Annotated in this window: 20 protein-coding genes; 12 read left to right on the top strand and 8 right to left on the bottom strand. The window is 68.3% G+C overall.

The window, feature by feature from the left end; genetic code table 11:
• The first annotated feature begins 14 nt into the window (after window positions 1-14).
• The 9 genes from RS82_RS05865 (at window position 15) to RS82_RS05825 (ending at window position 10,988) form a co-directional block, all read left to right on the top strand.
• A complete protein-coding gene (locus RS82_RS05865) occupies window positions 15-1,466 on the top strand; it encodes a lipopolysaccharide biosynthesis protein (protein WP_169748675.1) in 1,452 nt (483 codons plus the stop codon).
• Entirely contained in the window at window positions 1,459-2,613 is a 1,155-nt protein-coding gene (locus RS82_RS05860) for a glycosyltransferase family 2 protein (protein ID WP_052676717.1), read from the top strand. The genes RS82_RS05865 and RS82_RS05860 overlap by 8 nt, the downstream gene beginning before the upstream one ends.
• 30 nt (window positions 2,614-2,643) lie before the next feature.
• Entirely contained in the window at window positions 2,644-3,855 is a 1,212-nt protein-coding gene (locus tag RS82_RS05855) for a rhamnosyltransferase WsaF family glycosyltransferase (protein WP_045297609.1), read from the top strand.
• On the top strand, window positions 3,852-5,177 hold the full coding sequence (locus RS82_RS05850) for a glycosyltransferase family 4 protein (protein ID WP_045297608.1): 1,326 nt from the start codon (window positions 3,852-3,854) through the stop codon (window positions 5,175-5,177). Before RS82_RS05855 ends, RS82_RS05850 begins: the two co-directional genes overlap by 4 nt.
• Window positions 5,174-6,733 carry an acyl-CoA ligase (AMP-forming), exosortase A system-associated gene (locus RS82_RS05845; RefSeq protein WP_211255872.1) on the top strand — a complete coding sequence of 520 codons (1,560 nt, stop codon included), beginning with the start codon at window positions 5,174-5,176 and terminating at the stop codon, window positions 6,731-6,733. Before RS82_RS05850 ends, RS82_RS05845 begins: the two co-directional genes overlap by 4 nt.
• On the top strand, window positions 6,730-7,956 hold the full coding sequence (locus tag RS82_RS05840) for a pyridoxal-dependent decarboxylase, exosortase A system-associated (protein WP_045297606.1): 1,227 nt from the start codon (window positions 6,730-6,732) through the stop codon (window positions 7,954-7,956). Before RS82_RS05845 ends, RS82_RS05840 begins: the two co-directional genes overlap by 4 nt.
• Before the next feature lie 15 nt (window positions 7,957-7,971).
• Window positions 7,972-8,226: an acyl carrier protein gene (locus tag RS82_RS05835; RefSeq protein WP_045297605.1), complete on the top strand. Its 255-nt coding sequence runs from the start codon at window positions 7,972-7,974 to the stop codon at window positions 8,224-8,226.
• Window positions 8,227-8,244: 18 nt separating this feature from the next.
• On the top strand, window positions 8,245-9,108 hold the full coding sequence (locus RS82_RS20635) for an aldo/keto reductase (protein ID WP_052676716.1): 864 nt from the start codon (window positions 8,245-8,247) through the stop codon (window positions 9,106-9,108).
• A gap of 308 nt (window positions 9,109-9,416) precedes the next feature.
• Entirely contained in the window at window positions 9,417-10,988 is a 1,572-nt protein-coding gene (locus RS82_RS05825; RefSeq protein WP_157005418.1) for an asparagine synthase-related protein, read from the top strand.
• Between the two features lie 3 nt (window positions 10,989-10,991).
• Here the strand turns inward: RS82_RS05825 and RS82_RS05820 are convergent, their stop codons facing one another.
• From RS82_RS05820 to RS82_RS05805, 4 genes are read right to left on the bottom strand one after another with little or no spacing between them, the layout of a single operon-like run.
• On the bottom strand, window positions 10,992-12,185 hold the full coding sequence (locus tag RS82_RS05820; RefSeq protein ID WP_245619529.1) for a glycosyltransferase family 4 protein: 1,194 nt from the start codon (window positions 12,183-12,185) through the stop codon (window positions 10,992-10,994).
• Between the two features lie 31 nt (window positions 12,186-12,216).
• Complete coding sequence (locus RS82_RS05815; protein WP_052676715.1) at window positions 12,217-13,092, bottom strand: glycosyltransferase family 2 protein; 876 nt, start codon at window positions 13,090-13,092, stop codon at window positions 12,217-12,219.
• 28 nt (window positions 13,093-13,120) lie between these two features.
• Complete coding sequence (locus tag RS82_RS05810; protein ID WP_052676714.1) at window positions 13,121-14,428, bottom strand: O-antigen ligase family protein; 1,308 nt, start codon at window positions 14,426-14,428, stop codon at window positions 13,121-13,123.
• The gene (locus RS82_RS05805; RefSeq protein WP_157005415.1) at window positions 14,425-15,186 is read right to left on the bottom strand and encodes a hypothetical protein; all 762 of its coding nucleotides are present in this window, start codon (window positions 15,184-15,186) and stop codon (window positions 14,425-14,427) included. The genes RS82_RS05810 and RS82_RS05805 overlap by 4 nt, the downstream gene beginning before the upstream one ends.
• A 225-nt stretch (window positions 15,187-15,411) precedes the next feature.
• Between RS82_RS05805 and RS82_RS05800 the strand changes: the two genes are divergently transcribed.
• Entirely contained in the window at window positions 15,412-16,092 is a 681-nt protein-coding gene (locus RS82_RS05800; protein ID WP_211255871.1) for a hypothetical protein, read from the top strand.
• Window positions 16,089-16,958: a hypothetical protein gene (locus RS82_RS05795; protein WP_052676713.1), complete on the top strand. Its 870-nt coding sequence runs from the start codon at window positions 16,089-16,091 to the stop codon at window positions 16,956-16,958. Before RS82_RS05800 ends, RS82_RS05795 begins: the two co-directional genes overlap by 4 nt.
• A 51-nt stretch (window positions 16,959-17,009) precedes the next feature.
• Here RS82_RS05795 and RS82_RS05790 read toward each other — a convergent pair whose 3' ends face one another.
• On the bottom strand, window positions 17,010-18,620 hold the full coding sequence (locus tag RS82_RS05790) for a DUF4082 domain-containing protein (RefSeq protein WP_045297599.1): 1,611 nt from the start codon (window positions 18,618-18,620) through the stop codon (window positions 17,010-17,012).
• Window positions 18,621-18,784: 164 nt separating this feature from the next.
• On the opposite strand from RS82_RS05790, the gene RS82_RS20630 reads away from it, so the two are divergent.
• Window positions 18,785-19,252, top strand: a complete 468-nt coding sequence (locus RS82_RS20630; RefSeq protein WP_052676712.1) for a VanZ family protein — start codon at window positions 18,785-18,787, stop codon at window positions 19,250-19,252.
• Here RS82_RS20630 and RS82_RS05780 read toward each other — a convergent pair.
• From RS82_RS05780 to RS82_RS05770, 3 genes are read right to left on the bottom strand one after another with little or no spacing between them, the layout of a single operon-like run.
• Window positions 19,212-20,234 (bottom strand): TolB family protein, encoded by a 1,023-nt coding sequence (locus RS82_RS05780; protein ID WP_045297598.1) that lies wholly within the window; start codon window positions 20,232-20,234, stop codon window positions 19,212-19,214. The two genes, RS82_RS20630 and RS82_RS05780, sit on opposite strands and share 41 nt — an antisense overlap.
• A complete protein-coding gene (locus RS82_RS05775; protein ID WP_245619528.1) occupies window positions 20,231-21,574 on the bottom strand; it encodes an MFS transporter in 1,344 nt (447 codons plus the stop codon). Before RS82_RS05775 ends, RS82_RS05780 begins: the two co-directional genes overlap by 4 nt.
• Before the next feature lie 7 nt (window positions 21,575-21,581).
• Entirely contained in the window at window positions 21,582-22,328 is a 747-nt protein-coding gene (locus tag RS82_RS05770; protein WP_045297597.1) for a hypothetical protein, read from the bottom strand.
• Window positions 22,329-22,340 lie beyond the last annotated feature (12 nt).

Here is a 22,340-nt window from a genome sequence, read left to right as displayed (position 1 = left end):
CGGGGAGGGATGAGGTGACAGGACAGGAGCCGGGACTGCGCGCGAAGGCGACCCGGGCGGCCGCGTGGAGCGGGATGAGCACGATCGTGCTGCGGCTGGGCAGCCTGGTCGTCGGGATAATCCTGGCGCGCATCCTCAGCCCCGAACAGTTCGGCGTCTATGCGGTGGCGCTCACGGTACAGTCCATTCTGATCACCGTCGCAGATCTCGGTTTGTCCGCCGACCTCATCCGCTCCGATAAACCGGACCGGATCGCACCCACCGTCGCGACCCTGGGCCTGGCGATGGGCACCACGATGACCATCATCACCGTCCTTTCCAGCGGGTTGCTTGCCGATCTGCTGGGGAGCCCGGAAGCGGCTCCCGCCATCTCAGTGCTCGCCTTCACCCTCGCACTCGCGGGCGCGTCGGTCGTGCCCTACGCCCTGCTGCAGCGTCGCTTCCAGCAGCGGGAGATGTTCCTGATCGGCGTCGCCGACTTCATCGTCTCGACCACGGTCACGCTGGTTCTCATCGGTCTTGGCTTCGGCGTGCTCGGCCTGGCGATCGGCCGCGTCGCGGCGCAGATCGTCTCTTCCGCCCTCCAGTTCGTGCTGGCCCGGGTGAAGCCGCGCTACGGGATCGATCGGTCGGTCGTCGGCCCGGTGCTCGCCTTCGGCCTGCCCATTGCGGCCGCCAACATGCTCTCGTGGGGGCTGCTCAATGTCGACAACATCGTCCTCGCGCGAGTCGCCGGGGCCACGGCGCTCGGCTATTACGTCCTGGCATTCAACATCTCGAGCTGGCCGATGAGCGCTCTGGCACAGGTCGTGCGATCGGTCTCACTGCCGTATTTCTCACGATCCACCGAGGGCGGTAGAGGGCTGGCAGCGCTCACGGCCGTCGCGTGGGCCGGTGCGCTCCCCGCCGGCGCCACACTGGCGGCCCTGTCCGCGCCCGTGATCGAGGTCGTGTACGGCGCCAAGTGGCTGCCTGCCGCCCCGGTCCTCGCGGCGCTCGGTGTTTACGGGAGCATGCGTGTCGTCTTCGATATTTTCGCGGGGTACCTCTACGCCCGCGGGAAGTCGGGCGGAGTCCTGATCATCCAGATCGTGTGGCTCGTCGCGCTGACGGTGGGCATGATCTTCGCGACGCGCGCGTACGGCATCGTCGGCGCGGGGTGGGTGCACGTTGTGGTCGCGGCCGTCGTGATCCTCCCGGCCTACGCCATCGCGCTGCGCGGCACGGGCGTCCGCATGGCGGAGTTCGTCCGCGCCGCGTGGTGGCCGACTCTCGCCACGGTGCCGGCGGTGCTCGCTGCGCTGGGAGCGCGTTGGCTGCTGCCGGGTGCGCTGCTGGAGCTCCTGGTCGGCGGAGGGGCGGCGGTGCTCGTCTACGGTGCGCTGATGTGGCCATGGTTGCGCACACACGTTCGGGCGATCCGTGCGGGCGGCGACAGTGCCATCGTGGAGGTGTCCGATGAGTGACTCGCGGTGGACGAGGTTCCAGGAGGAGCACGCGCTCGACGGGACGGTGCATCGGCTGCTGGCGAGGCTGTCGCCGCGCGCCCCGCGCCCGATCCGGGCCGGCACGGCGCCGCGGGTGAAGCCGGCGACACAGGCGACGGCATCCGTCGTCATCCCCTGCTACAACTACGGGCGGTTCCTGCCCGACGCCGTCCGGTCGGCGCTGAGCCAGGACGGAGTCGAGGTTGAGGTCATCGTCGTCGACGACCAGTCCACAGATGATAGCCGCGAGGTCGCGGCCGGGCTGGCCGAGGGCGATGCCCGGGTGCGGCTCCTGGTCAATCCGGTCAACTCCGGCCACGTCCGCTCTTTCAACGCCGGCTGGGAGGCGTCGACCGGCGAGTTCGTCGTCAAGCTCGACGCCGACGACCTGCTGACGCCCGGATCGCTCTCACGTGCGATCGCGCTCTTCGAGGCGAACCCGTCGGTAGGCCTGGTCTACGGGCACCCGCGCCACTTCACGACGAGCACGCCGCCGGACGGCCGCGTGGCCACCGTCCGCTGGTCGGTGTGGGCCGGGCGCGACTGGCTAGCCGAGCGGTGTCGGCTGGGTGTCAGCGCGATCACCAACCCCGAGATGGTCATCCGTGCGTCCTTCCTGCGGGAATCTGGAGCGATGAATCCCGCCGTCGACTATGCGCCGGATATGGAGATATCGCTCCGGGCGGCGGCGGTGTCCGACATCGGCTACGTCGGCGGCGCCGATCAGGCGCTTCACCGGGAGCACGGGGAGAGCATGAGCGAGACCGATGGCGCGGGCACGCTCGTCGACCTCAAGGCGCGTCGCCTCGCGTTCGAGCACGCTCTGGAGGCGCTGCCCGAGCCGGACCGCTCACGAATGCTCGCGCTGGCCGGGCGCGGCCTCGCAGAGGATGCGCTGCGCTTCGCGTCTTCGGCCCGAGATCGCGGGCGCTCTCGCTCCGAGACGGAAGATCTCCTGCGCTTCGCGCGGGAGGCCAGCGCCGAGGTCTTCGATAGCCCCGAGTACCGGCGCCTGCTGCGCCGCGCCGACGGCGGGGGCACGCGGGCGGCGGCAGCGCTCCGTCGGGCACGACGCCGGTGGCGGCAGGAGAGGTACCACGTGCGTTGGATGATGTCGGGTGTGTGAGAGCGGGGGACCGATGCGGGTGAGTGGAGCATGAGCCGGATAGACAGGACTCTGGCCAAGGCGCGGCGCGCGTGGGCCGTCGGGCCCCGCGGCGTGGCGCAGCGCGTCGCCTGGCGTGCCTACAGTTCCAGCGGCGCCGCCGACCTCTTCTTCCAGCTCGACGCCGCCGACATCCTCACCGACGTTCCCGCGTCGCTTCCCGAGCCGGAGACCAGGCCGGCCGCCGGAGCGCCTCTCACCGTCGGCTGGGTGTCGACGGCTCCCGCTCCCGGATCGGGCGGGCACACCACGCTGTTTCGCATGGTGGCCGCACTCGAGGCCCGCGGCCACCGCTGCGTGCTCTACTTCTACGACCGGCACGGCCTGGACGTGGCCGAACTGTCCGCCATAGTGCGCCGCCACTGGCCGCAGCTCGGGGCGGAGGTGCGGGACGTGCGCGAGGGGATCGCCGGCGTGGACGCCGTCGTCGCCTCGGGATGGGAGTCCACCCATCTCATCACCAAGTACGCACAGGAGCCCACCCGTCGCCTGTACTTCATGCAGGACTACGAGCCCTACTTCTACGGGCACGGCGCCGAGTACGAGTTCGCGGCGATGTCGTATCGGCTGCCCTTCCGCCGGATCGCACTGGGCGAGATGCTGGATGGGATGGTGCTGCGGGAGACGGGCCTCGCGAGCGATGTCGTCCCCTTCGGTTGCGACTCGGCCGCCTACAGCCCACCCTCGCCGCCGCGGTCGAGGGCGGGGATCGTCTTCTACTGCCGCCCCGACTACCCGAGGCGCGGGTACCAGCTGGCCTGCGTAGCACTCGGGCTGTTCCACCGGATGCATCCGGAGCACCAGATCCACGTGTACGGTGCCCGCCCGCGCCAGGTCGACTTCCCGTTCACCTTCCACGGGCGTCTTTCCACGAGAGAGCTCAACGACCTGTACGGCGCCACGATCGCCGGACTCGCGATGTCGTTCACGAATATCACGCTGGTCGCGGAGGAGATGCTGGCGGCGGGCAACATCCCCGTCGTCAACGACATGGACCTCGCGCGAGTCGTGCTTCCCAATCCGCATGTGCGATGGGCGGCGCCGACTGGCAGCGCTCTGGCCGCCGCGTTGGGGCAGGCAGTCACAGCGCCTGATATCGGTGCGCGGGCAGCGGCGGCAGCCTCTTCCGTCGAGGGCCGGTCGTGGGACCCCACGAAGGAGGCCGTAGTGCGCATCATCGAGGAAGAGGTCTACGGTTCATGACGTCACCCCATGTCCTGATCATCGTTCAGAACCTGCCTGTGCCGCTCGACAGGCGCGTATGGCTGGAATGCCAGGCGCTCGTCGCGCGAGGCTACCGCGTCAGCGTCATCTGTCCGAAGGGACCCGGAGATCCCGACCGCCAGCACATCGACGGCGTGGACATCTATAAGTACGCGCCCGCGCCCGAGGCGGAAGGACTCCTCGGGTTCGCGTGGGAATTCGCGTACAGCTGGGTCAGGACGGCCTGGCTCTCGCTCGCAGCGTGGCGTCGCCGCCGGTTCGACATCATCCAGGCCTGCAACCCGCCGGACACGTATTGGCTCTTGGCTCTGCTGTGGCGTGTCCGCGGAGTGAGGTTCGTCTTCGACCACCATGACCTGAACCCGGAGCTCTTCATCTCGCGCTTCGGCCATCCCACGGGGTTGCTCAAGCGGCTGGAGTACCGGGGGCTGCGGTGGCTGGAGCGGCGGACGTTCCGCGCGGCCGATCGGATCATCTCCACCAACGAGTCCTACAAGGCCGTCGCAGTCCGTCGTGGCAATCGTCGGCCCGGCCATGTCACTGTCGTCAGGAGCGGGCCGGACACTGAGCAGATGCGACCGATCTACCCCGCCGACCCCCGTCCGGCAGAGGGCATCGAGCTGGTCTATCTCGGCATCATGGGTCCCCAGGACGGCGTCGACCAGGTGCTGCTGGTCGTCGATGAGTTGGTGAACAAGCGAAGTCGCGGCAACGTGACGGCGACGCTCCTGGGTTTCGGCGACTGCCTCGAGGAGCTCAGGGCCCAGTCCGCTCGCCTCGGGCTGGAGGATCGGGTGACCTTCACCGGGAGGGTGGACCGCGTAGCGATCGCCGAGTACCTGAGCCGAGCCGACATCGGTCTCTGTCCCGACCTGAAGACTCCGCTCAACGACCTGTCGACGATGAACAAGACAATGGAGTACATGTCCTACGCCCTGCCGGCGGTCTCCTTCGACCTCGTCGAGACCCGCGTGTCGGGCGCCGACACCCTGCTGTACGCGCCGTCGGGCGACATCCACACGTTCGCGGACCAGGTGGAGCGTCTCATCGACAACCCGGCGCTGCGCGTCGAGCTCGGCCGCAAGGCGCGTGCCCGCGTCGCAAGCGAACTCGACTGGCGTCCGCAGGCCGAGGCGTATGTCGCGGTGTTCGACGAGGTCTCCGGCTTCTCGCAGCCGGGACCTGCGGTGCCGGCGGGGGAGGGGCGGCGCGACACTGCTGACGCGCAGGGGCGGCGCTACGTCGATCTGGACGACGATGCCGAGTTCGATCGCTACGTCACCGAGAGGCGCGCGCCGTGATCCGCACGAACTTCCACCACCTGCTCGCGGGTGCGGCTGCAGCATCCCCCGACGCTCCGGCGCTCAGTTACAAGGGTGGGACCGTCACCTACGCGGCGGCGTGGGGCGGTGCGCAAGCGCTCTCCGCCAGGTTGCTCGACCTGGGACTGGCGCGCGGCGACCGCGTCGCGATCTACCTCGAGAAGCGGATCGAGACGGTACTCGGGCTGTTCGGGGCCTCGGTGGCTGGAGGCATGTTCGTTCCGGTGAACCACGTGCTGAAGGCTCCGCAGGTCGGGCACATCCTCTCCGACAGCGGTGCGCGCTACCTGATCACGTCGGCCGACCGCCTCGCCCAGATCGCCGACACCCTGCCGGACACCGCGGTGGAGCACGTGATCGCCGTGGGCTCGGCAGACGCGGCAGCACCCGGCGTGACCGTCCACCCCTGGCCGGAACGGGAAGAGGTCGAGGCATCCGTTCGCCCCGCTGCCGTGCTGGACGTGGATCCGGCCGCGATCCTCTACACCTCGGGAAGCACCGGCAAGCCGAAGGGGGTGGTGCTGAGCCACCGCAATCTCATCGTGGGGGCCGAGAGTGTGAGCACCTACCTCGGGAACACCGCGGACGACGTGATCCTCAGCGTCCTGCCGCTCAGCTTCGACGCCGGCCTCAGCCAGGTGACCACCGCCTTTGCCGTCGGCGCGCACTGCGTCCTGATGAACTACCTGCTTCCGCGTGAAGTTCCCAAGCTGTGCGCGCAGTATGGGGTCACCGGGCTCACCTGCGTGCCGCCGCTGTGGATTCAGTTGGCCGACGTCCCATGGCCGGCTGAAGCCGCTGAGCGCCTGCGCTACTTCGCCAACACGGGAGGACGGATGCCGCGGGCCACGCTCGAGCGGCTCCGGGAGATCTTCCCTCAGGCGGATCCTTTCCTGATGTACGGGCTGACCGAGGCGTTCCGGTCGACGTACCTGGACCCCGCGGAGGTGGATCGGCGGCCGGACTCCATCGGCAAGGCCATCCCCAACGCCGAGATCCTCGTCCTCCGCCCCGACGGCACGCTGTGCGATCCGGGCGAGGAGGGTGAGCTCGTCCACCGTGGAGCTCTCGTCGGCCTCGGGTATTGGAAGGACCCGGTGCGCACCCGCGAGAGGTACAAGCCGATCGAGCGCGTGGGGGACGAGTGGCGCACCCCCGAACTGGCCGTCTGGTCGGGTGACACCGTCGTGGCTGACGACGAAGGCTTCCTGTACTTCGTCGGCCGCAAGGACGACATGATCAAGACGTCGGGCTACCGCGTCAGCCCGACCGAGGTCGAGGAGGCCGCCTACAGCACCGGCCTGGTGCGCGACGTGGTGGCCGTGGGGGTGGACGACGCTGCGCTCGGGCAGCGGATCGTGCTGGTCGCGACCCCGACGGACGGCGTCCTCGATGTCTCGGGGCTCACGACGGCCCTGCGCCAACGACTTCCGATGTACATGGTGCCCGGGCAAGTCGAGATACGTGACGAGCTGCCCCGGTCTCCCAACGGCAAGTTCGATCGCAATCTGATCAAGGCGGAGGTGTCGGGATGAAGCCGGCTGAGCATGTCGCGGCATTCGGGACGACCGACGGTGAGTTGCGGGTGGGCGGCATGCCGCTGACCCGGCTGGCCGCGCGCGTCGGTTCCACACCCTTCTTCGCGTACGACCGCGCGCAGCTGGATGCGCGGGTCGAACGGCTCCGCGCCGCGCTTCCGCAGCGAGTCGAGCTGAGCTTCGCGATGAAGGCGAACCCGATGCCGGCGATCGTGCAGCACCTCGCACGCCGTGTCGACCGGATCGACGTCGCGTCGGGGCTTGAGATGCAGGCTGCGCTCGACACGGAGATCCGGCCAGAGCGGGTCAGCTTCGCCGGGCCCGGTAAGACACCGGCCGAGATCCGGCAGGCGGTCGCCGCGGGCATCATCGTGGAGATCGAATCGACGACGGAGCTGCGGCGGGTACTCGCCGCTGGAGACGACCTGGGCATGACGCCCCGCGTCGCGATCCGGGTCAATCCCGACTTTGCGGTCAAGGGGTCGGGGATGCGGATGGGGGGCGGCCCGCAGCAGTTCGGAATCGACGCCGAGCAGGTTCCCGATGTCCTGCGGGAATATGCCGGATCGGGCATGGACCTCCTGGGCTTCCATGTCTTCGCCGGCTCGCAGAACCTGAACGCCGAGATCATCGCGGAGGCCCAGCGTCGCACGGTCGACCTCGTCACGGACCTCGCCGCGGGGCTGGCGGGACCGTTGCGCTACCTGAATCTCGGCGGCGGCTTCGGGATCCCCTACACCGAACGCGACCGGCCGCTCGACCTCGACGCGGTCGCGGCGAGCCTCCACAATCTGGTCGATGGGCAGATCGCTCAGCGATTCCCCGAGGCGAGCCCAGTGATCGAGCTCGGCCGGTACCTCGTCGGCGAGTCCGGGGTGTACGTCACGCGTGTCGTCGACCGCAAGGTGAGCCGCGGCAAGACGTTCCTGGTCGTGGACGGCGGCATGCACCACCAGCTCGCCGCCTCGGGGAACTTCGGGCAGGCCATCCGCCGCAACTATCCGCTCGTCGTGGGCAATCGCGCGGACGCGGCCGGCGACCAGGGGGTCAACGTCGTGGGCTGCCTTTGCACGCCCCTCGATCTGCTTGGCGACGACGTCGAGTTGCCGCCGGCCGACATCGACGACCTGATCGTCATCTTCCAAGCAGGAGCGTACGGACTCACCGCGAGCCCCACCGCCTTCCTGGGGCACCCGGTCCCAGCCGAAGTCCTCGTCTGAACCCGAAGGAGAACCATGACCGCCACGATCGATGCCATCCGCGGTGTCCTCATCGAAACGCTCGAGCTGCAGCAGTCGCCGGAAGAGCTCACCGCCGACACCGCGCTGTTCGGCGCGCTCCCCGAACTCGACTCGTTCGGCGTGGTCGCGCTTGTTGGCGCCCTCGAGGATCGTTTCGACATCACAATCGACGACGACGAGTTCGGTGCAGACCTGTTCGAGACGGTCGGCACGCTCACGGACTTCGTCGACTCCAAGATCCCAGACTGAGCACCGCCGGGATCGCTGATGGAGCGACGCACTCTCGGCGGGCTGGAGGTCTCGATCCTCGGCCTGGGGACGTCTCGCCTGGCATCGATCGGCACAGGGCGGTCCAAGTCGGACGCCAAGGCACTTTTCGATGCCTGCCGCGAGTGCGGGGTCAATGTCATCGATACGGCCGACGCGTACGGTTCGACGATGGCCGAACGATGGATCGGCGAGCTGACGCGGGCCGATCGGGAGCGGTGGGTGGTGGTCACCAAGATCGGACTGCCCACGGTCGACCTGCCGGGTCCTTTCCGTGTGTTCGGCCAACGGGCGCGAAAGACCACGCAGGCGCGGGCCGGAAGTGCATTCGCGCTGGATCATGCCTCGCTCACGCGGAGCATCGAGCGGAGCCTGAAACGTCTGCGGCGGGATCGAATCGAGATCTTCCTGCTGCACCTGCCACCGGCTTCGATCGTCGAGGACGACGAGGCGCACGAGATACTCCAGGAGGCGCAGCGGTCCGGGGTGATCGCTCATTTCGGCGTGTCGACCGACATGCCGCGGACGATCGCCGCGGTTCGTGATGCCTGGGGCTGCCCCGTGGCCGAAACCGCAGTGAATCCCTGGTCGCTCGCGAGCGCCGCTCCCGCTTCCATGACCGGCGTCGACCTCATCGCGAACCGGGTCATGGGATCGGAGGCCCTTCGCGTCCAGCTTCTGGATCGCGAAGCCGCGTCGTCTGCGCCGCACCGGGCTGCGCCGATCGCTCGGCGGCTGTTGCGCCACGCCGCCGCAGTGCCCGGCGTGAAGGTCATCCTCACCGGCACCATGGAGCCGGCCCACCTGCGGGACAATGCCCGGGCGATCGACACCCCCGTCACTGCGGAGGACCTGATCGCATGAGCTTGAGAACGCGACCGCCTGTCCGCAGCGCGAGATGCGCCCGGCTCGAGCAACATCAGCGCATACTGCGAGGAGCACACATGACGCACATTCCCGAGACGACCGGCCGCCCTCCGCGCCCCGAGCGGAAGCTCTGAGCGGCCATGCAGCCTGACCAACTGCTTCCCGGAGCCCTGGCCATCGCCGGACCGGCGAATCCGCCTGTGCCGTTTCCGGCCGCCGCGATCAGAGCCGACTGCGGCCCTATCGTCATCTGGCACTGGGGGGTGGACCCCCTCGCTGAAGTCGGTGACGCGAGTCTCGCTCTCGTGCTGAGCAGAACCGCGCGGCGCGCGGACGGCCGAGTCGCGCACGCCGACATCGTCGCCCTACTCCGTCACCGCCCGGACGCGCTGACGCGGCTCCTGCCGCCGTTCGGCGCCCTCGGGGCGTCTCCTGAGGGCGCGGAGGCGGTAGCGGACTCCATGGGCTTCCAGCATATTTTCCATTCGGATCCAGGCGAAGGGACCGTCCCCCTCGTCTCGACGTCCGCGCTCCTGGCAGCGCGCGCGCTCGATGCGCAGCTGGACCCCATGGCCGTCGGCATCCAGTCGCTGCTCGGCTGGCAGCTGGGAGGCAACAGCCTCTTCGCGGGCGTCAAGAAACTCGAAGCCGGCGCCGTCGTCACGCTCGACGAGCGAGGTGTGACGCTCACGAAGACGTCGGCGCGGCGCCATGAGCCCATCTCGCCGGCCGAGGCGGTCCAGGAGGCAGCGGATCTGCTGCGCACATCGCTCAATGCCGTGCTCGACGACTACCCGGACGCCGTCCTCCAGCTCACCGGCGGCATGGATTCCCGGCTGCTGCTCAGCGCGATCCCGCCCGCGCGTCGCCGCGGCCTTCGAGCGATGACCCTCGATGTGCCTGGCAAGGGCGATACCGCCATCGCGAGCATGATCGCGCAGCAGTACGGCATCCGGCACGACGTCCGTGGGCTCACCGACGTCGCCGGCGTGAGCGCTGTTGAGGCCTGGGAGCTGTGCCGGATCGAGGCGACGCGCCTGGACGCCATGGCGGACCCCGTCGCCCTTGCCGCCCAGCGCATCGCCGAGCGCGCGTTCGACCAGGGCGTGCGCATCTCGGGACTGGGCGGTGAGATCGCGCGAGGCTTCTATTACGTCGGGCGCGTCCGGGACCGGACGTACGACCGCCAGGATGCCGCACGCCTCGCGGCGTGGCGGATGTTCGTCAATGAAGCCGTGGAGCCTGGCCTGCTTGTCGGCGAGTTCGCCGCATGGGCCGAGAGCGTCGCGACGGCGCAGGTGCACGACGCGCTAGTCGACGGTGGCGAAGAGTGGTTCCGCGCGACTGACGAGCTGTACCTGCGTCATCGCATGCAGCGGTGGGCGGGTGCGACGGACCTCGCGGTGAGCGTGGAGAGGATCGTCATCAACCCGATGCTCGACGAGGGCTTCCTCGATCTGGCATACCGGCTGAGGCCGCAGGACAAGGTGAACTCCCGCTTCCTCGGCGCCCTGCAGATGGAGCTCGACCCCGAGCTCGGGAAACTCCCGCTCGACGGACGGCCTGCTCCTGCGACGTATGCGGCGCCCTCGCGCTGGGAACCGGTGACCCAGTTGGCGAGCACGGGCAAGCGCTTCGCGCGAAAGGCGATCCAGCGCGTGCAGCGGGGCAACCGCCCTCCCGCCGGCGGCACCATTCTCGCGGCGAAGGTGGTCGAGCACTGGCGTGCCGAGTCGCAGGTGCTGCGCCCTCTGGAGGAGCTCGACTTCGTCGATCCGTCGTGGGTGTCGCGGGTGCTCGACGGCAGCGTGGATCCGCGGCCCAGCAGCGTCGCGTTTCTCACCAACCTGATCGTCGCGACGAGCGACGCGGGTTGAGGCTCAGGCGGTCGTGCCTGTCACCTCGTCGTAGATCCGATCCATCCGGTCCAGACGCCCGGACCACAGGTGGGTGGTTTCCGCACGTCTGCGCCCCGCGTCGCCCATCCTCTCGCGCAGGTTCGGATCCTCTGCCAGCGCCCGCACGGCCGCCGCACAGTCCGCGGCGAGCTGGGTAGGGTCGTCGGCGTCGAGAAGGAAGGCGCATGATTCGTCGACGTTCGCGCCCGGGCCGCCGCGCCGGCAGACCACGACGGGCAACCCCCAAGACATCGCCTCGAGGCTGACGTTGCCACCGGGCTCACGGTAGCTCGGGAAGACGAAGACATCTGCGTTTCGGTAGAACTCGTCGACGACAGCTCGAGGCACGGACCCGTGCAGCGTGATCCGCTCACCGAGGCCGAGCTCCTCGATGAGCTCTTCGCAGGCCCCGCGATCGTTGCCGTCGCCCAGGACATCCAGCACCACATCGAGGTCGCGCAGCGCACCCATCGCGCGGATCGTGTCCCGCAGTCCCTTGGTGCGGACGATGCGGCCGACATGCAGCAGTCGGAGCGGTCCGCTCCTGCCCGTTCGGTCGACCGGCGGGTGGACGGATTCCACCGCGGTCTCGCTCATGATCTCGAATCGCCGAAGATCCAGTCCGGCGAGGAACTCTCGAACGTAGTCGGCCACGCCGACCACGCAGTCGGCCCGCTCGTACGTGCGCCGCAGCAGCGGGTCATGCCGGATGCGCCATCCGTCGAGCGCGCGCAGCCGCTGGTACCAGGGCGTCGCGCCTTCCTCCTCGACGAACGCAAGAGGTGAGTCGAGGCTTCCGCCTACGGGACCGATGACGAACGGAATCCCCAGACCGACGACCGGCGACGGGTAGCGCATCGCGACCGGCACAACCTGGTGCGCGATGTCGAAGTGCTCGCCCGCTTCGAGACGCTGACGGATCCACCGTCGGGACCGCGCGTAGAAGGGCACGTAGCCGGGCTGCATCAGACTGTTCAGCCGCTCCAGCCGGCCGACGCCGGGCGGCTCCTGCCATTCGATGACCCGTGCACCGGGCAATTGCCGGGCCATCGGGGTATGGCCGCGCTTGTACGTCGTCAGGAGCGTCAGCTCGTGACGTGCGGCCAGACGGAAGGCCCATTGGGCCGCCACCCAGGCTTCGCCGACATCCTCGCCGTCACAGGCGGGGGCGACCATCAGGAGCTTCTTCATCGGGCCCGTGTCTCCGTCAGCGGGGAAGGATACTGCCGCCGGCGTTGAGTGCCGGCGGCCTCAGGGACGGGCGCAGGAGGGCGCGCACCGTGGGCCAGGATTTGTCGTGACCCAGCAGCGCGCGGCGCAGCTCTATGAGCACCGTCATCCCGTAGTAGAACCAGGCATGCGTGGTCCCCGCCCTTCGGCGATAGAGGCGGATTCGGTTGACCTGCTTCATGATGTGCGTCGTGGCGCTCTCACCGGAGCCGCCTCCGATATGCATCGCACTCGCGTTCGGGGTGTATACGGTGGACCATCCGGCGTCCTTCGCCCTCAGGCTGAAGTCCGTCTCCTCCGAGTAGAGGAAATAGCTCTCATCCATTCCGCCGAGCCGCTCGTAGCACTCTGCGTCGACCAACAGGATCGCGCCGACCGCCCAATCGACCTCGTGTTCGGTGTCGTACTCGGCGGCCTTCTCGATGCGTTCGGTGAACGCCGGCCAGCCGGTGAAGCTCAGCCCGCCGACCCGACCCAATGTCGGGCCTCGGCGGAGCGTGGGTGACAGGCTCCCGTCCGCCTCCCGCACCCGTGGTGCGACGATCCCCACACCCGGTTTGCGCAGTACGTCGAGCATGGCGGGAACGGCGCCGTTGTCCAGGGTGGCATCGGGATTGAGGATGAGGACCGCGTCGGCGGGCGGGGACGCACGCACGGCTCGGTTCATGCCGCCGGCATAGCCGACGTTGGAGGAGCGGACGGCGATCACGTCGGCCCTCTGCTCGAGCAGCTCGACGGTGGAATCGGAGGATCCGTTGTCGACGACGACGACGGAGTAGGCCAGCGTGCCCATCGAAGCGGGGATGCTGTCGAGGAGCTCCTCGATGTGTTCCGCGCTGTTGTAGGTGACCACCACAGCTGCGACATCTACACGCACGATGTCATCTTAGGAGGGCAGCGAGGCCCGCTTTGGCATCTTCTACGCGGCGGAGCGCTCCGGCGAGTCCCAGGGTGAGGAAGAGCGCGCCCATAGTCATAGGGAACGCGAATGCGTCGAACATGAAGAGGCAGCTGAACCCGGCGCAGATGGCGGCCGTCAGGGCCATCGCGAGATCCCGGGATGCCTCGTCGCGCAGACGTGTGCGAAGACGGATCGTCGTGACGACAGCGGTGACTGCCAGAGCGAGGAACGCCACGGTGCCGGCGATGCCGACCGTGACGAGCAGCAGGAGGTACTGGTTGTCGAAGATCCGGTACTTCGGCAGGAAGGTGCCCAGGCCCCGGCCGAACCAGGGACTCCTCTCGATGAACTCGAGCGCGAGGGCGAAGCTATCGGTGCGTGACGTGATGCTGGGGTCCTCACTCGCCCCGGTGAACAACCCGATGATCGAGTTGAGGAAGTTCGGGGCGACAACGGTCATGGCGAGGAGCCCGATGACGCCGACCCCGATCACGCGCGCTCGTCGCTGCCTCGTCCAGCCGATGAGGCATACGACCAAGGCGATCAGCGCCCCGAGGTAGGCCGAGCGGGACGACGTGAGGGGGAGGATGAGGGCGACTGCGGCTGCGGGTGCCCACCGGAGCAGGACGTGACGGTGAGTGTGGTGGAACGCGACATGGAGGGTGACAGGCAGAATCATCGCGAGGATGACACCGTACTCGATGGGGTGGATCGCCGTGCCTGCGGGCCGGACGTACCCGCCTCGTGTGCTCAGCCCGTATCCGGGAGTGCTGGTGAGTCCGGGAATGGACAGCTGGTCCACCCACAGCTGGCGGGTGACCACCTGGAGCAGGCCCAGCGCCGCGATGGCTCCTCCGCAGAGGGCGAATCGCCAGATCAGGGTGTCGAGCCGACCCCGGTCGCTGATGCCGTCATGCGTGAGTAACAGCGTTCCGGCCCAGGAGGCGAGCGCCAGCAGCGCGACGTCGCCGGGACTGGCTTCGTCGGGGATGAGCGGATTCGACATCGCGAGGGCGTAGCTGACTCCGACGCAGAACAGGAAGACGCCCAGCGCGATGCGGATCGGCTGGGCTTCCGTGGCCGCCCGTCGTGCGGCTCCGAGGAAGGCGAACAGCCACAGCAGCAGACTTCCGAGTCCGAAGAGCATCGACGGGGCCCCAGCGCTTCCCAGGGGTCCGAGGATGAGCCGTGAGGGGATGAAGAGCAGGAGCCCGAGATAGACGGTGAGCCAGGCGACCGCGTCGATCCACCGCGTTCGCTGGCCGATCCCGAGCGAGGTGATGGTCAACGATTGCGTCCTGCGCGCGAATCGAGACCGGCGCGACCAGAACCGGACGAGACTCTCTCGGGGTCACTGACACGATCCCGGGCCGAGCGCGAGCTGCCCTGCTGCGGGTCGGCGGTCTCATTCGGATCGTCGGCCGGGCTCTCGCCTCCGACGGGATCGTCCACGGCGGGATCATCGGACGGGATGATCTCCTCGGCGCCGACCAACGCGTCGTAGTCTGCCGCCGCTTCGGGTGCGGGGTCGGCGTCAAGCGCTACCGCCTCCGTATCGACGGATGTGCTGGGGCCGAATTGCGCGGCGGCCTTCGCCCTGCGGCGCGTACGCCTACGCATCAGCACGCCGTCCAATGCGAACGTCGCGACACCGGTCGCGACGATTCCTGCTGCCAGTGCGGCGATCGTGATCCGCACCGTTCCCGAGTTGTCCGCCTCGGGCTCGTCATCGGTGACGAGTTGCATCGAAGAAATGATGGAGGGCGCGGGCGCACCCACCTCGTTCTGCAGTCTTTGCAACTCCTCGGGCACCCGCGCCGCGAGGAAGTCGAGCGTCTCGATCGTTCCCTCCGCCGTCTGGTCGGTCACGTCGATGGCGATGACGGGACCGCGCGTGGAGGCATCGAGTTGAACCGAGAACTCTGCGGTGTCCGAGACCCCCGCCACCTCCTCTTGCGCAGCCGTGCTGCCGAAGTAGGCGACGACGATGCTGGCGGGCTGTTCCAACCCGCTCAGTGCGAGGAACGGGTTGCCGCCGTCGGGCACGGCGTTCGCGCCCGGAAGGAGGAGGACCAGACCGCGCGCTTCGTACTCGGGCGGCGTCGCCTGGTACGCCGTCCACGTGAGGGCGGCAGTCAGGATAAGCCCGGTCAGAACGATGTACCATCGACGTGCCATCGCTCGCATTACGTCCAGGATCACTGCTGACTCTCCCCCTGCTGAGATGGCGGATGGCCACCGGTGCGAGGTTTATCTTAGGTACGGGGACTTATGACTTTCTGGGAGTTGCTGGCGGCTCTTCTCCGGCGGTGGCCGATTCTACTGGTCGGCGCGTTGGTGACTGCCTTAGCAGGCTACGCGGTCGTCAGCGACAGAGGGGTGTATTTCACCCGCACGGAGATCGTTTTCCTCGCTCCGACGAGTTCGGCGAATCCGAATGCCTTGCGCACGCAGTCGGAGGACATCATCGACCTGGCCGGAGTGGTCGCCAAGCGGCTGACCGGGCCGGGCGAGGTCACCAAGTACGCTTCGCCCGACGTCATGCTGGCCGGACTCGGCGTGCGCGACGGCTGGTCGCTGGGCCTGCCTGACACGGGCGGGCAGTGGGGGACGAACTTTGCGACGCAGCAGCTCGTGCTCGACATCGTGGCCCCTACACGCGAACGCGTGCAGGAGCAGCAGGACGAACTCGTCGGACAGATCATGACTCAGTTGCACGAGCTCCAAAGCGACAAGGGGGTCGATCCGGTCAACGAGGTGACAGCCATCGTCGCACCGCAGACGACGATCATCCACCACGTCGGCGGCAGTCGCCCGCGGGCGCTGGGGATGACTGCTGTCCTGGGCCTGGGCGCAACCATCGCCGCGGTGACGTTCCTCGAATACCGCAAGCGTCGGGCTCTGTGGGATCGTACTGCTCGGCACGGGCAGCCCGCGGGGGAGGTCGCGTGACCGGCACCCAGGTGCCCGCTCGCCCGATCGTGGTGCCGATCGGCGAGGCGGAGGCTCCCGAAGCGGCGGAGTTCCTCCACCGTCATCTCAATCCGCGAATCAGTCCCCAACGCTGGCTCGCCGTACTGGCGCCACCCTGGGCGGACGGCCCGAATCGTGGCTTCGCCCTGCTGAGCGGCGGCTCGGTGGTCGGGGTGTATGCCGCGATCTACTCAACGCGGACGCGGCGTGGTGCGACGTTCGGGGTGTGCAATCTCGCCGCGTTCTGCGTTCTTGAACCGTACCGCGCCCACTCGCTGAGGCTCGTCCGTGCGCTCCTCGGCCAGAAGGATCTCGTCTTCACTGACCTGTCGCCGAGCGGCAACGTGCCGGCGATGAACGAGCGTCTCGGGTTCTCCACTCTCCCGTCGGCGACGCGCCTCATGGTCTGCCTGCCCCGGATCGGTGGTGGTGCCCGGCTGACCGAAGCGCCGGACGTGATCGCTCGCACTCTGAGCGGACCGGACGCCGGCGTGTTCGCTGACCATCACGACGCAGCTGCCGCACGCCATCTCGTCGTTCAGGATGGGGAGCGATACGCCTATCTGGTCTACCGCCGGGACCGGCGGAAGCGGCTGCCGCTCTTCGCATCACCGCTCTACGTCGGCGGGGACCCCGTGGTGCTCGAGTCGAACTGGGGAGCCGTCGCGTCTCACCTGCTGCGTCGCGGATACGTTGGCGTGCTCGCTGAGAGGCGAGTCCTCGGCTTCACACCGCGCGGATGGGGCTTCGAAGTCCGCCATCCGCGACCCAAGATGTTCAAAGGCGCGTCCGACCCCGAGGACATCGACTACCTGTACAGCGAATTGACGTTGCTGGAGTGGTGATCCGAGTCGATCGGACCACCACTCCAGCAACGTCTCACAAGCCGTCGCTGGTCAGTTGGCCGGTGCTACGGCAGTGCCGTCGTCGTACAGGTTGTTGGTCCAAACATTTCCAGGTGCGTTGCGGTCGAAGGACGTGATCGCGCCCCAGAAGCCGCATTTCCCGGAAGAACCCTTCTGATAGACGTTGTTCGTGAACTTGATGTTCTTCGTCTGTCCGGAGTAGGGCTTGCCCGCAGTCGATCCACCGTAGGAGCAGTACCCTCCCGAACCGGCGATGATCAGGTTCCCGTCGACTGTGTTGTTCTGAACGGGGTCGAAGTCGGGGTAGCCGGTGATCGCGGCCGAGCACCCGGCGTCCGGCGGGAAGTCCGGCGCGTCGCAAGCGATGGTGTTCCCGATCAGCGAGCTGTTCGTGTTGATCCGGATGCCGGACTCGTGGTGCACACCTGTCGTGTCGTGCAGCTGGCCGTGGACGTAGGAGTCGCGGACCGTGCAGTTGGCGTAGCAGTTGATCGAACGGGTTCCACCCGTCACCTCGACACGGGTCGCTGTGAACCAGGCATCGCCGATCCCGGTCCACGGACCGTCGCCGGCGTCCACCTCACTGTCCGTGATGGTGAACGATCCCTGGTTCTGCGTGTAGTCGGCGTAGACCGTGCCGTTGATCTTGGAGTTCTTGATAACGACATCCTTGGCGAGGATGCGGAGGCTGCAGTCGACCTGCTTGCCGTCGATGACGTAGCCAGCGGTCTGGATCGTGCACGGACCCGTGTACTTGGTCAGCGTCGTACCGGCCGGAACACCCGTCGTGTTGGCGTTCGGGAAGCTCCTACCGAGTACCACCGTTCCACCGGAGCTGGATGGAGGCGGGGTCGTCGTCGGCGGGGTCGTCGTCGGGGGCGTCGGCGTAGGCGTCGGGGTGGCCGTGGGAGTCGGCGTCGGGGTCGGCTTCGGCGTCGTCGTGGGAGTCGGCGTCGGCTTGGGCGTCGCGGTGGGGGTCGGCGTCACGGTCGGCTTGGGCGTCGCGGTCGCCGTGGGGCTCGGAGTCGCCGTGGTCGACGGCTTGTACACGATGTCGACGAGGTAGTTCGAGCCCGAGTACGTCGAGGTCGGGACCTTGCCGGTCGCGCCGTAGCGGTACACGCCCGCGCCGGATTTGAGCGTGAAGCCGTTCTGCACCCTTGTGCGAGTGAGGTCGTTCTCGGTGACGGCGTATCCGCCGCTGGGTGCGTTGTAGGACGCCACGTAGGACGCCCCAGCCGTCAGGGTGACGGGCTTCGAGAGCGCGACGGTGCGCCAGCCCACGGTGGTCGACGCCGTGAACGAGACCTGCGAGAGTACCGTGCCGTCTGACGACCACAGCGTCGCCGTCGTGACATTCTTCGCACCCTTGCCCTGGTAGTACTGCAGGGCGGTCACGGTGCCCGATTTGTCGGGGGAGAATTTCACCCCGAGCTCGACCGCGGTCCGGTCGGAGTCGGCGGCGATCTTCGGCTGGAGGTCGTCGGCGAAGATTCCGGTCGTCGTCGGGGCGGCGATGGCAGGGACGACGGCGAATCCGGCGGCGACCAGGACACCCGCGACAAGAGCGGTGAATCCGATGTTGGCGCGGCGTATGCGAGTACGAAGGCGTAGGCGAGCGCGTAGTGCTTTTCGAGACATGATGATTCCGGGTCGGGGGATGACTTATTCGGGGTAATGGAAGTATCACCTACCCTCCTGCGCCCCATCAACGGATGAGAGAAGACTCATGTACACTTCCCCCGCCCTTAATGTGGACCCGGGGGCATCAGATCCGCGCTTGTGCACACCGAGGGGAGCCGTGCATGTCGGAAGGCGCATCCGTTCGTCGTCGCTGGGTGATCGCCGGGCTGGCGGCCTACGCACTGGTCGTGGGGCTCGTCCTGCTCCTGCCCGTGTCGTACTCGGGCATCGTCAACCGGATCGGCGACTGGCTCCGCGACGGGTTCGGGATGGACTGGTTCGGGACGGGCTGGATCGAGTTCGGTGCGAACATTCTCATGTTCGTGCCCCTCGGATTCCTGCTCACCCTACTGTTCCGCCATCCCTGGTACGGCGTCGCGCTCGCGCTGGCACTCTCGGCCGCCGCGGAACTCGCGCAGGTGATCATCCCGTCGCGTCAGCCGACGATCCGCGACATCCTCGCCAACACGCTCGGAGCGGCGCTGGGTGCCGCGCTGGCCTGGCTGATCGTCCTCAGGGCGCAGCACAAGTCCGCCCGCAAGGCGGCTGTCAGCGACGCACCACCGACGGCGACCAGGCGTGCTCGATGAGGACCGCGGGGTCGCCTGAGCCGTCGGCGGCGAGCGCCCACACGTCGTAGTCGCCCGCCTGGTCGTCCCGCGGCATCCCGTAGAGGATCGTGTCATCGTCCAGCCACTCGATCTGATCGTCGACGTTGCGTGGCTCCGGGAGCAGTTCGACCTCGCCCGTCGCGAGATCCATGACCGCCGGCGTCCAGTGGACGGTGGGGCCGGAACCCGCGGTCACGGACTTGAAGGCGATCCGCGTGCCGTCGGGTGACAGCGACGGGCACTCGACATCCTCCGCGATCGTGGTCAGCGTGCGCGACGGGATGTCCCCCTTCACGAGGTAGGTCTTGCCCGAGTTCGTCATCCCCGCAGTTGCATAGAAGGCCTCGTCGTCGATGAAGGTGACACCCCAGAAGTTCCGGTCCAGCGGTGCGCTGGGGGCGCCGTCGACGATGAACGTCCACTCTTCGAAGTTGCCGAAGTCGCCACCGGCGTCGTCGTGGATGACCGTCTCGGTCGAGAAGCCGATCGTGGCGTACGAGTGACCGGTGACGAAGGATGTCGTGGCTATGCGCGTCCCGTCGTCCGAGATGCGTGTGCGGCTGGGGATGCCGGGAAGCGGCCAGGTCTGCCGCACCACCCCGTCGTTCGTGTACAGCGACGCGCTGTAGGACGGGACGACGCCGCGCTCGGTGCGCAGACACGAGAACTCTTCGGGCGTCGCGTCCACGCGGTCGCACGCGACAGCGGTGAGCGCCCGCACGCCCGACGGCTCGGCGAGCGGCACACTCGCGACCAGACCGTAGCCCTCGCCCAGCGCCGTGTTGCGGAACACGACCCGGTCGCCGGTGGCCCAGTCGTCGGACGCCGTCGTCTCTGCCGCGCTGGGCGCGACCTGTCTCGTCTGGTACTGCTGCCACGCGACCACGCCGACGGCGGCGGTGGCTGCGAGGGCGACGGCCGAGACGCCGGCGACGACCAGCCACTTGGTGCGGTTGTTCACTCGCCGGAGACCTCCGTGGGCTCGCTCTGGTCGGTGTCGGGGTACAGCGGTCGCGTGGTGGCGAGATAGGGGCGCAGCAGCAGCGCGACAAGGGGGATGGCGACGACCAGCAGGACGGCCACCACGATCATGGCGTACTCCGGGCCGACGGCGTACCAGAGGAAGCCGAAGCCCGTCGCCGAGACGAAACGCGTCAGTGCCACGACCGTCTGGGCGGCGGCGATCCCCGTGCCTCGCGTCTCGGGAGTCGTCAACTGGCTGGCGAGGGCGGCCAGCACCCCGTCGGTGGAGGCGTAGAAGGCGCCCAGCAGCACGAGGCAGAGGATGGTGGCGGCGATGTCGGTGATCGGCATCGCCGCGACGAAGTAGGCGGCCACGAGCGCGACGTGCCCGAAGACGAAGACGCGGCCACGTCCGACGCGGTCCGACAGGCGTCCCAGAGGGATGGCGAACGCCAGGAACGCGAGGTTGGTGCCCACATACATCAGGGGGAACCATTGCGCCGCGAAGTCGCTGCGATCCTGCAGGACGAGGTAGATGAAGCCATCGCCGATCGTCAGGATGCCGAGGATGCCGGCGGCGGCCAGGACGCGACGCATCGGCCCCGTCGTCACGGCCGCCCAGTCGAACTTCTTGCGCAACGGTGCGGGCGCGGCCGGCGTGCCCTCGCCGGTGCCCGGAGCGCCTTCGCGCCCGCGGGTGCGGACGTTCGGGACGACCAGCCCGAGGATCAGCACGCCGATGAGCGCGAAGGCGAGGGACGCTACGAAGACCGTGTGGAAGCCGTCGGGGATCAGCAGCAGGATGAAGAATGCGATCAGCGGCCCGATCGCCGCGCCGATGTTGTCGAGCGTACGGTGCACGCCGAAGGACTTGCCCAGGTTCTCCGGCTCGGATGTCGCCGTGATGAGAGCGTCGCGGGGTGCGGTGCGGATGCCCTTGCCGATGCGATCCGCCGTGATCACCGCGGTGATCGCCGCGAACCCCGAGGCGAAGAGCAGCCCGACGCGAGCGACCGCGGCCAGAGCGTAGCCGACGAACGCCACCCACTTGGGCTGGTCGGACCGATCCGACACGTAGCCGCCGCCGATGCGCACCAGCGCGCTGACTCCCTGATAGAGGCCGTCGAGGAAGCCGAAGGCGATGGTCGACAGGCCCAGTACCCCCGTGACGTAGAGGGGGAGGATCGCCGCGACCGACTCAGACGAGATGTCGGTCAGCATCGAGACGATGCCGAGGGTGATGACCGTGGAGGAGACCGTGCGCGTCCCCGGTGGCGTGCGCGGCGCGTCGCCCGTCTTGTCTTCAGGCTCGGGCGAGTTGGAGAAGGAGATGTACAAGCGGTGCTCAACTCGTGCGGAAGACGCCGTAGATCATGTACACGGTGCCGGTCCCCGACGACTCCGAGAATGCCAGCGACAGCGACGAGAAGGCGTCGGAGTACGTGATCGACCCGTCGCCGCCGCTGGTATCGGTCAGACCCAGGTCGGCCCACAGCTCGCGGTAGTGCGCTCGAACGTCGTCGTCCGCAGCATCCGTCCGAGCCACGAGGCTGACCTGCATGGTCGAGCCTTCCGTGGAGATCGAGCTCTCGAGCACCTGCGAGTCCGGCACCGGACCCATCAGGTCGACCGGGAAGCCCTTCACGAGCTCTCCGGATGCCGAACCAGAGGCAGGCAGCGGGTCGCTGACGAGCGGAGACGAGGTCGGAAGTGGCGGGAGACGGTCGATCGGCGCCGCGGTCTCGTCCGGCGGCTGCACCTCGCTGCCGGTCGTCGGAGTCGCGCCCGGGATCGGCCCCTGGGTCACCGTCGCAGTGGGGGTCGATCCCGCATCCGGGTCGGCGCCGTCGACTCCGGCGGTCCCGCTGCCGATCGTGAGCAGCCAGATGGTGACGGCGATCCCGAGTACCACCACGGCAGCGACGATCCACAGCACCGTCCGCATGCCCGTCGTGAGCCGCGTGCCTCCGCCGGCGCTTGTCGGCTCCGTGCCGTGGCCATCGCTCGTCGCCTCGGTGGCGTCGCCGTGGCCGGTCGGCTCCGCAGCCGCCCCGGGCCGCCCTTCCTCAGGCGTTCCCTTTTCATCCCCCATGTCGCGTCCCCC

It is taken from the genome of Microbacterium trichothecenolyticum (assembly GCF_000956465.1).
Lineage (GTDB): Bacteria > Actinomycetota > Actinomycetes > Actinomycetales > Microbacteriaceae > Microbacterium > Microbacterium trichothecenolyticum.
This window is presented reverse-complemented; position numbering and strand designations above follow the sequence as displayed.

Bases quoted from the DNA above. Each gene is read 5' to 3' on its own strand.
- RS82_RS05860 (WP_052676717.1), top strand. From the start codon at position 1,459: ATGAGTGACTCGCGGTGGACGAGGTTCCAGGAGGAGCACGCGCTCGAC.
- RS82_RS05855 (WP_045297609.1), top strand. From the start codon at position 2,644: ATGAGCCGGATAGACAGGACTCTGGCCAAGGCGCGGCGCGCGTGGGCC.
- RS82_RS05850 (WP_045297608.1), top strand. From the start codon at position 3,852: ATGACGTCACCCCATGTCCTGATCATCGTTCAGAACCTGCCTGTGCCG.
- RS82_RS05840 (WP_045297606.1), top strand. From the start codon at position 6,730: ATGAAGCCGGCTGAGCATGTCGCGGCATTCGGGACGACCGACGGTGAG.
- RS82_RS05835 (WP_045297605.1), top strand. From the start codon at position 7,972: ATGACCGCCACGATCGATGCCATCCGCGGTGTCCTCATCGAAACGCTC.
- RS82_RS20635 (WP_052676716.1), top strand. From the start codon at position 8,245: ATGGAGCGACGCACTCTCGGCGGGCTGGAGGTCTCGATCCTCGGCCTG.
- RS82_RS05820 (WP_245619529.1), bottom strand. From the start codon at position 12,185: ATGGTCGCCCCCGCCTGTGACGGCGAGGATGTCGGCGAAGCCTGGGTG.
- RS82_RS05800 (WP_211255871.1), top strand. From the start codon at position 15,412: ATGACTTTCTGGGAGTTGCTGGCGGCTCTTCTCCGGCGGTGGCCGATT.
- RS82_RS05790 (WP_045297599.1), bottom strand. From the start codon at position 18,620: ATGTCTCGAAAAGCACTACGCGCTCGCCTACGCCTTCGTACTCGCATA.
- RS82_RS20630 (WP_052676712.1), top strand. From the start codon at position 18,785: ATGTCGGAAGGCGCATCCGTTCGTCGTCGCTGGGTGATCGCCGGGCTG.
- RS82_RS05770 (WP_045297597.1), bottom strand. From the start codon at position 22,328: ATGGGGGATGAAAAGGGAACGCCTGAGGAAGGGCGGCCCGGGGCGGCT.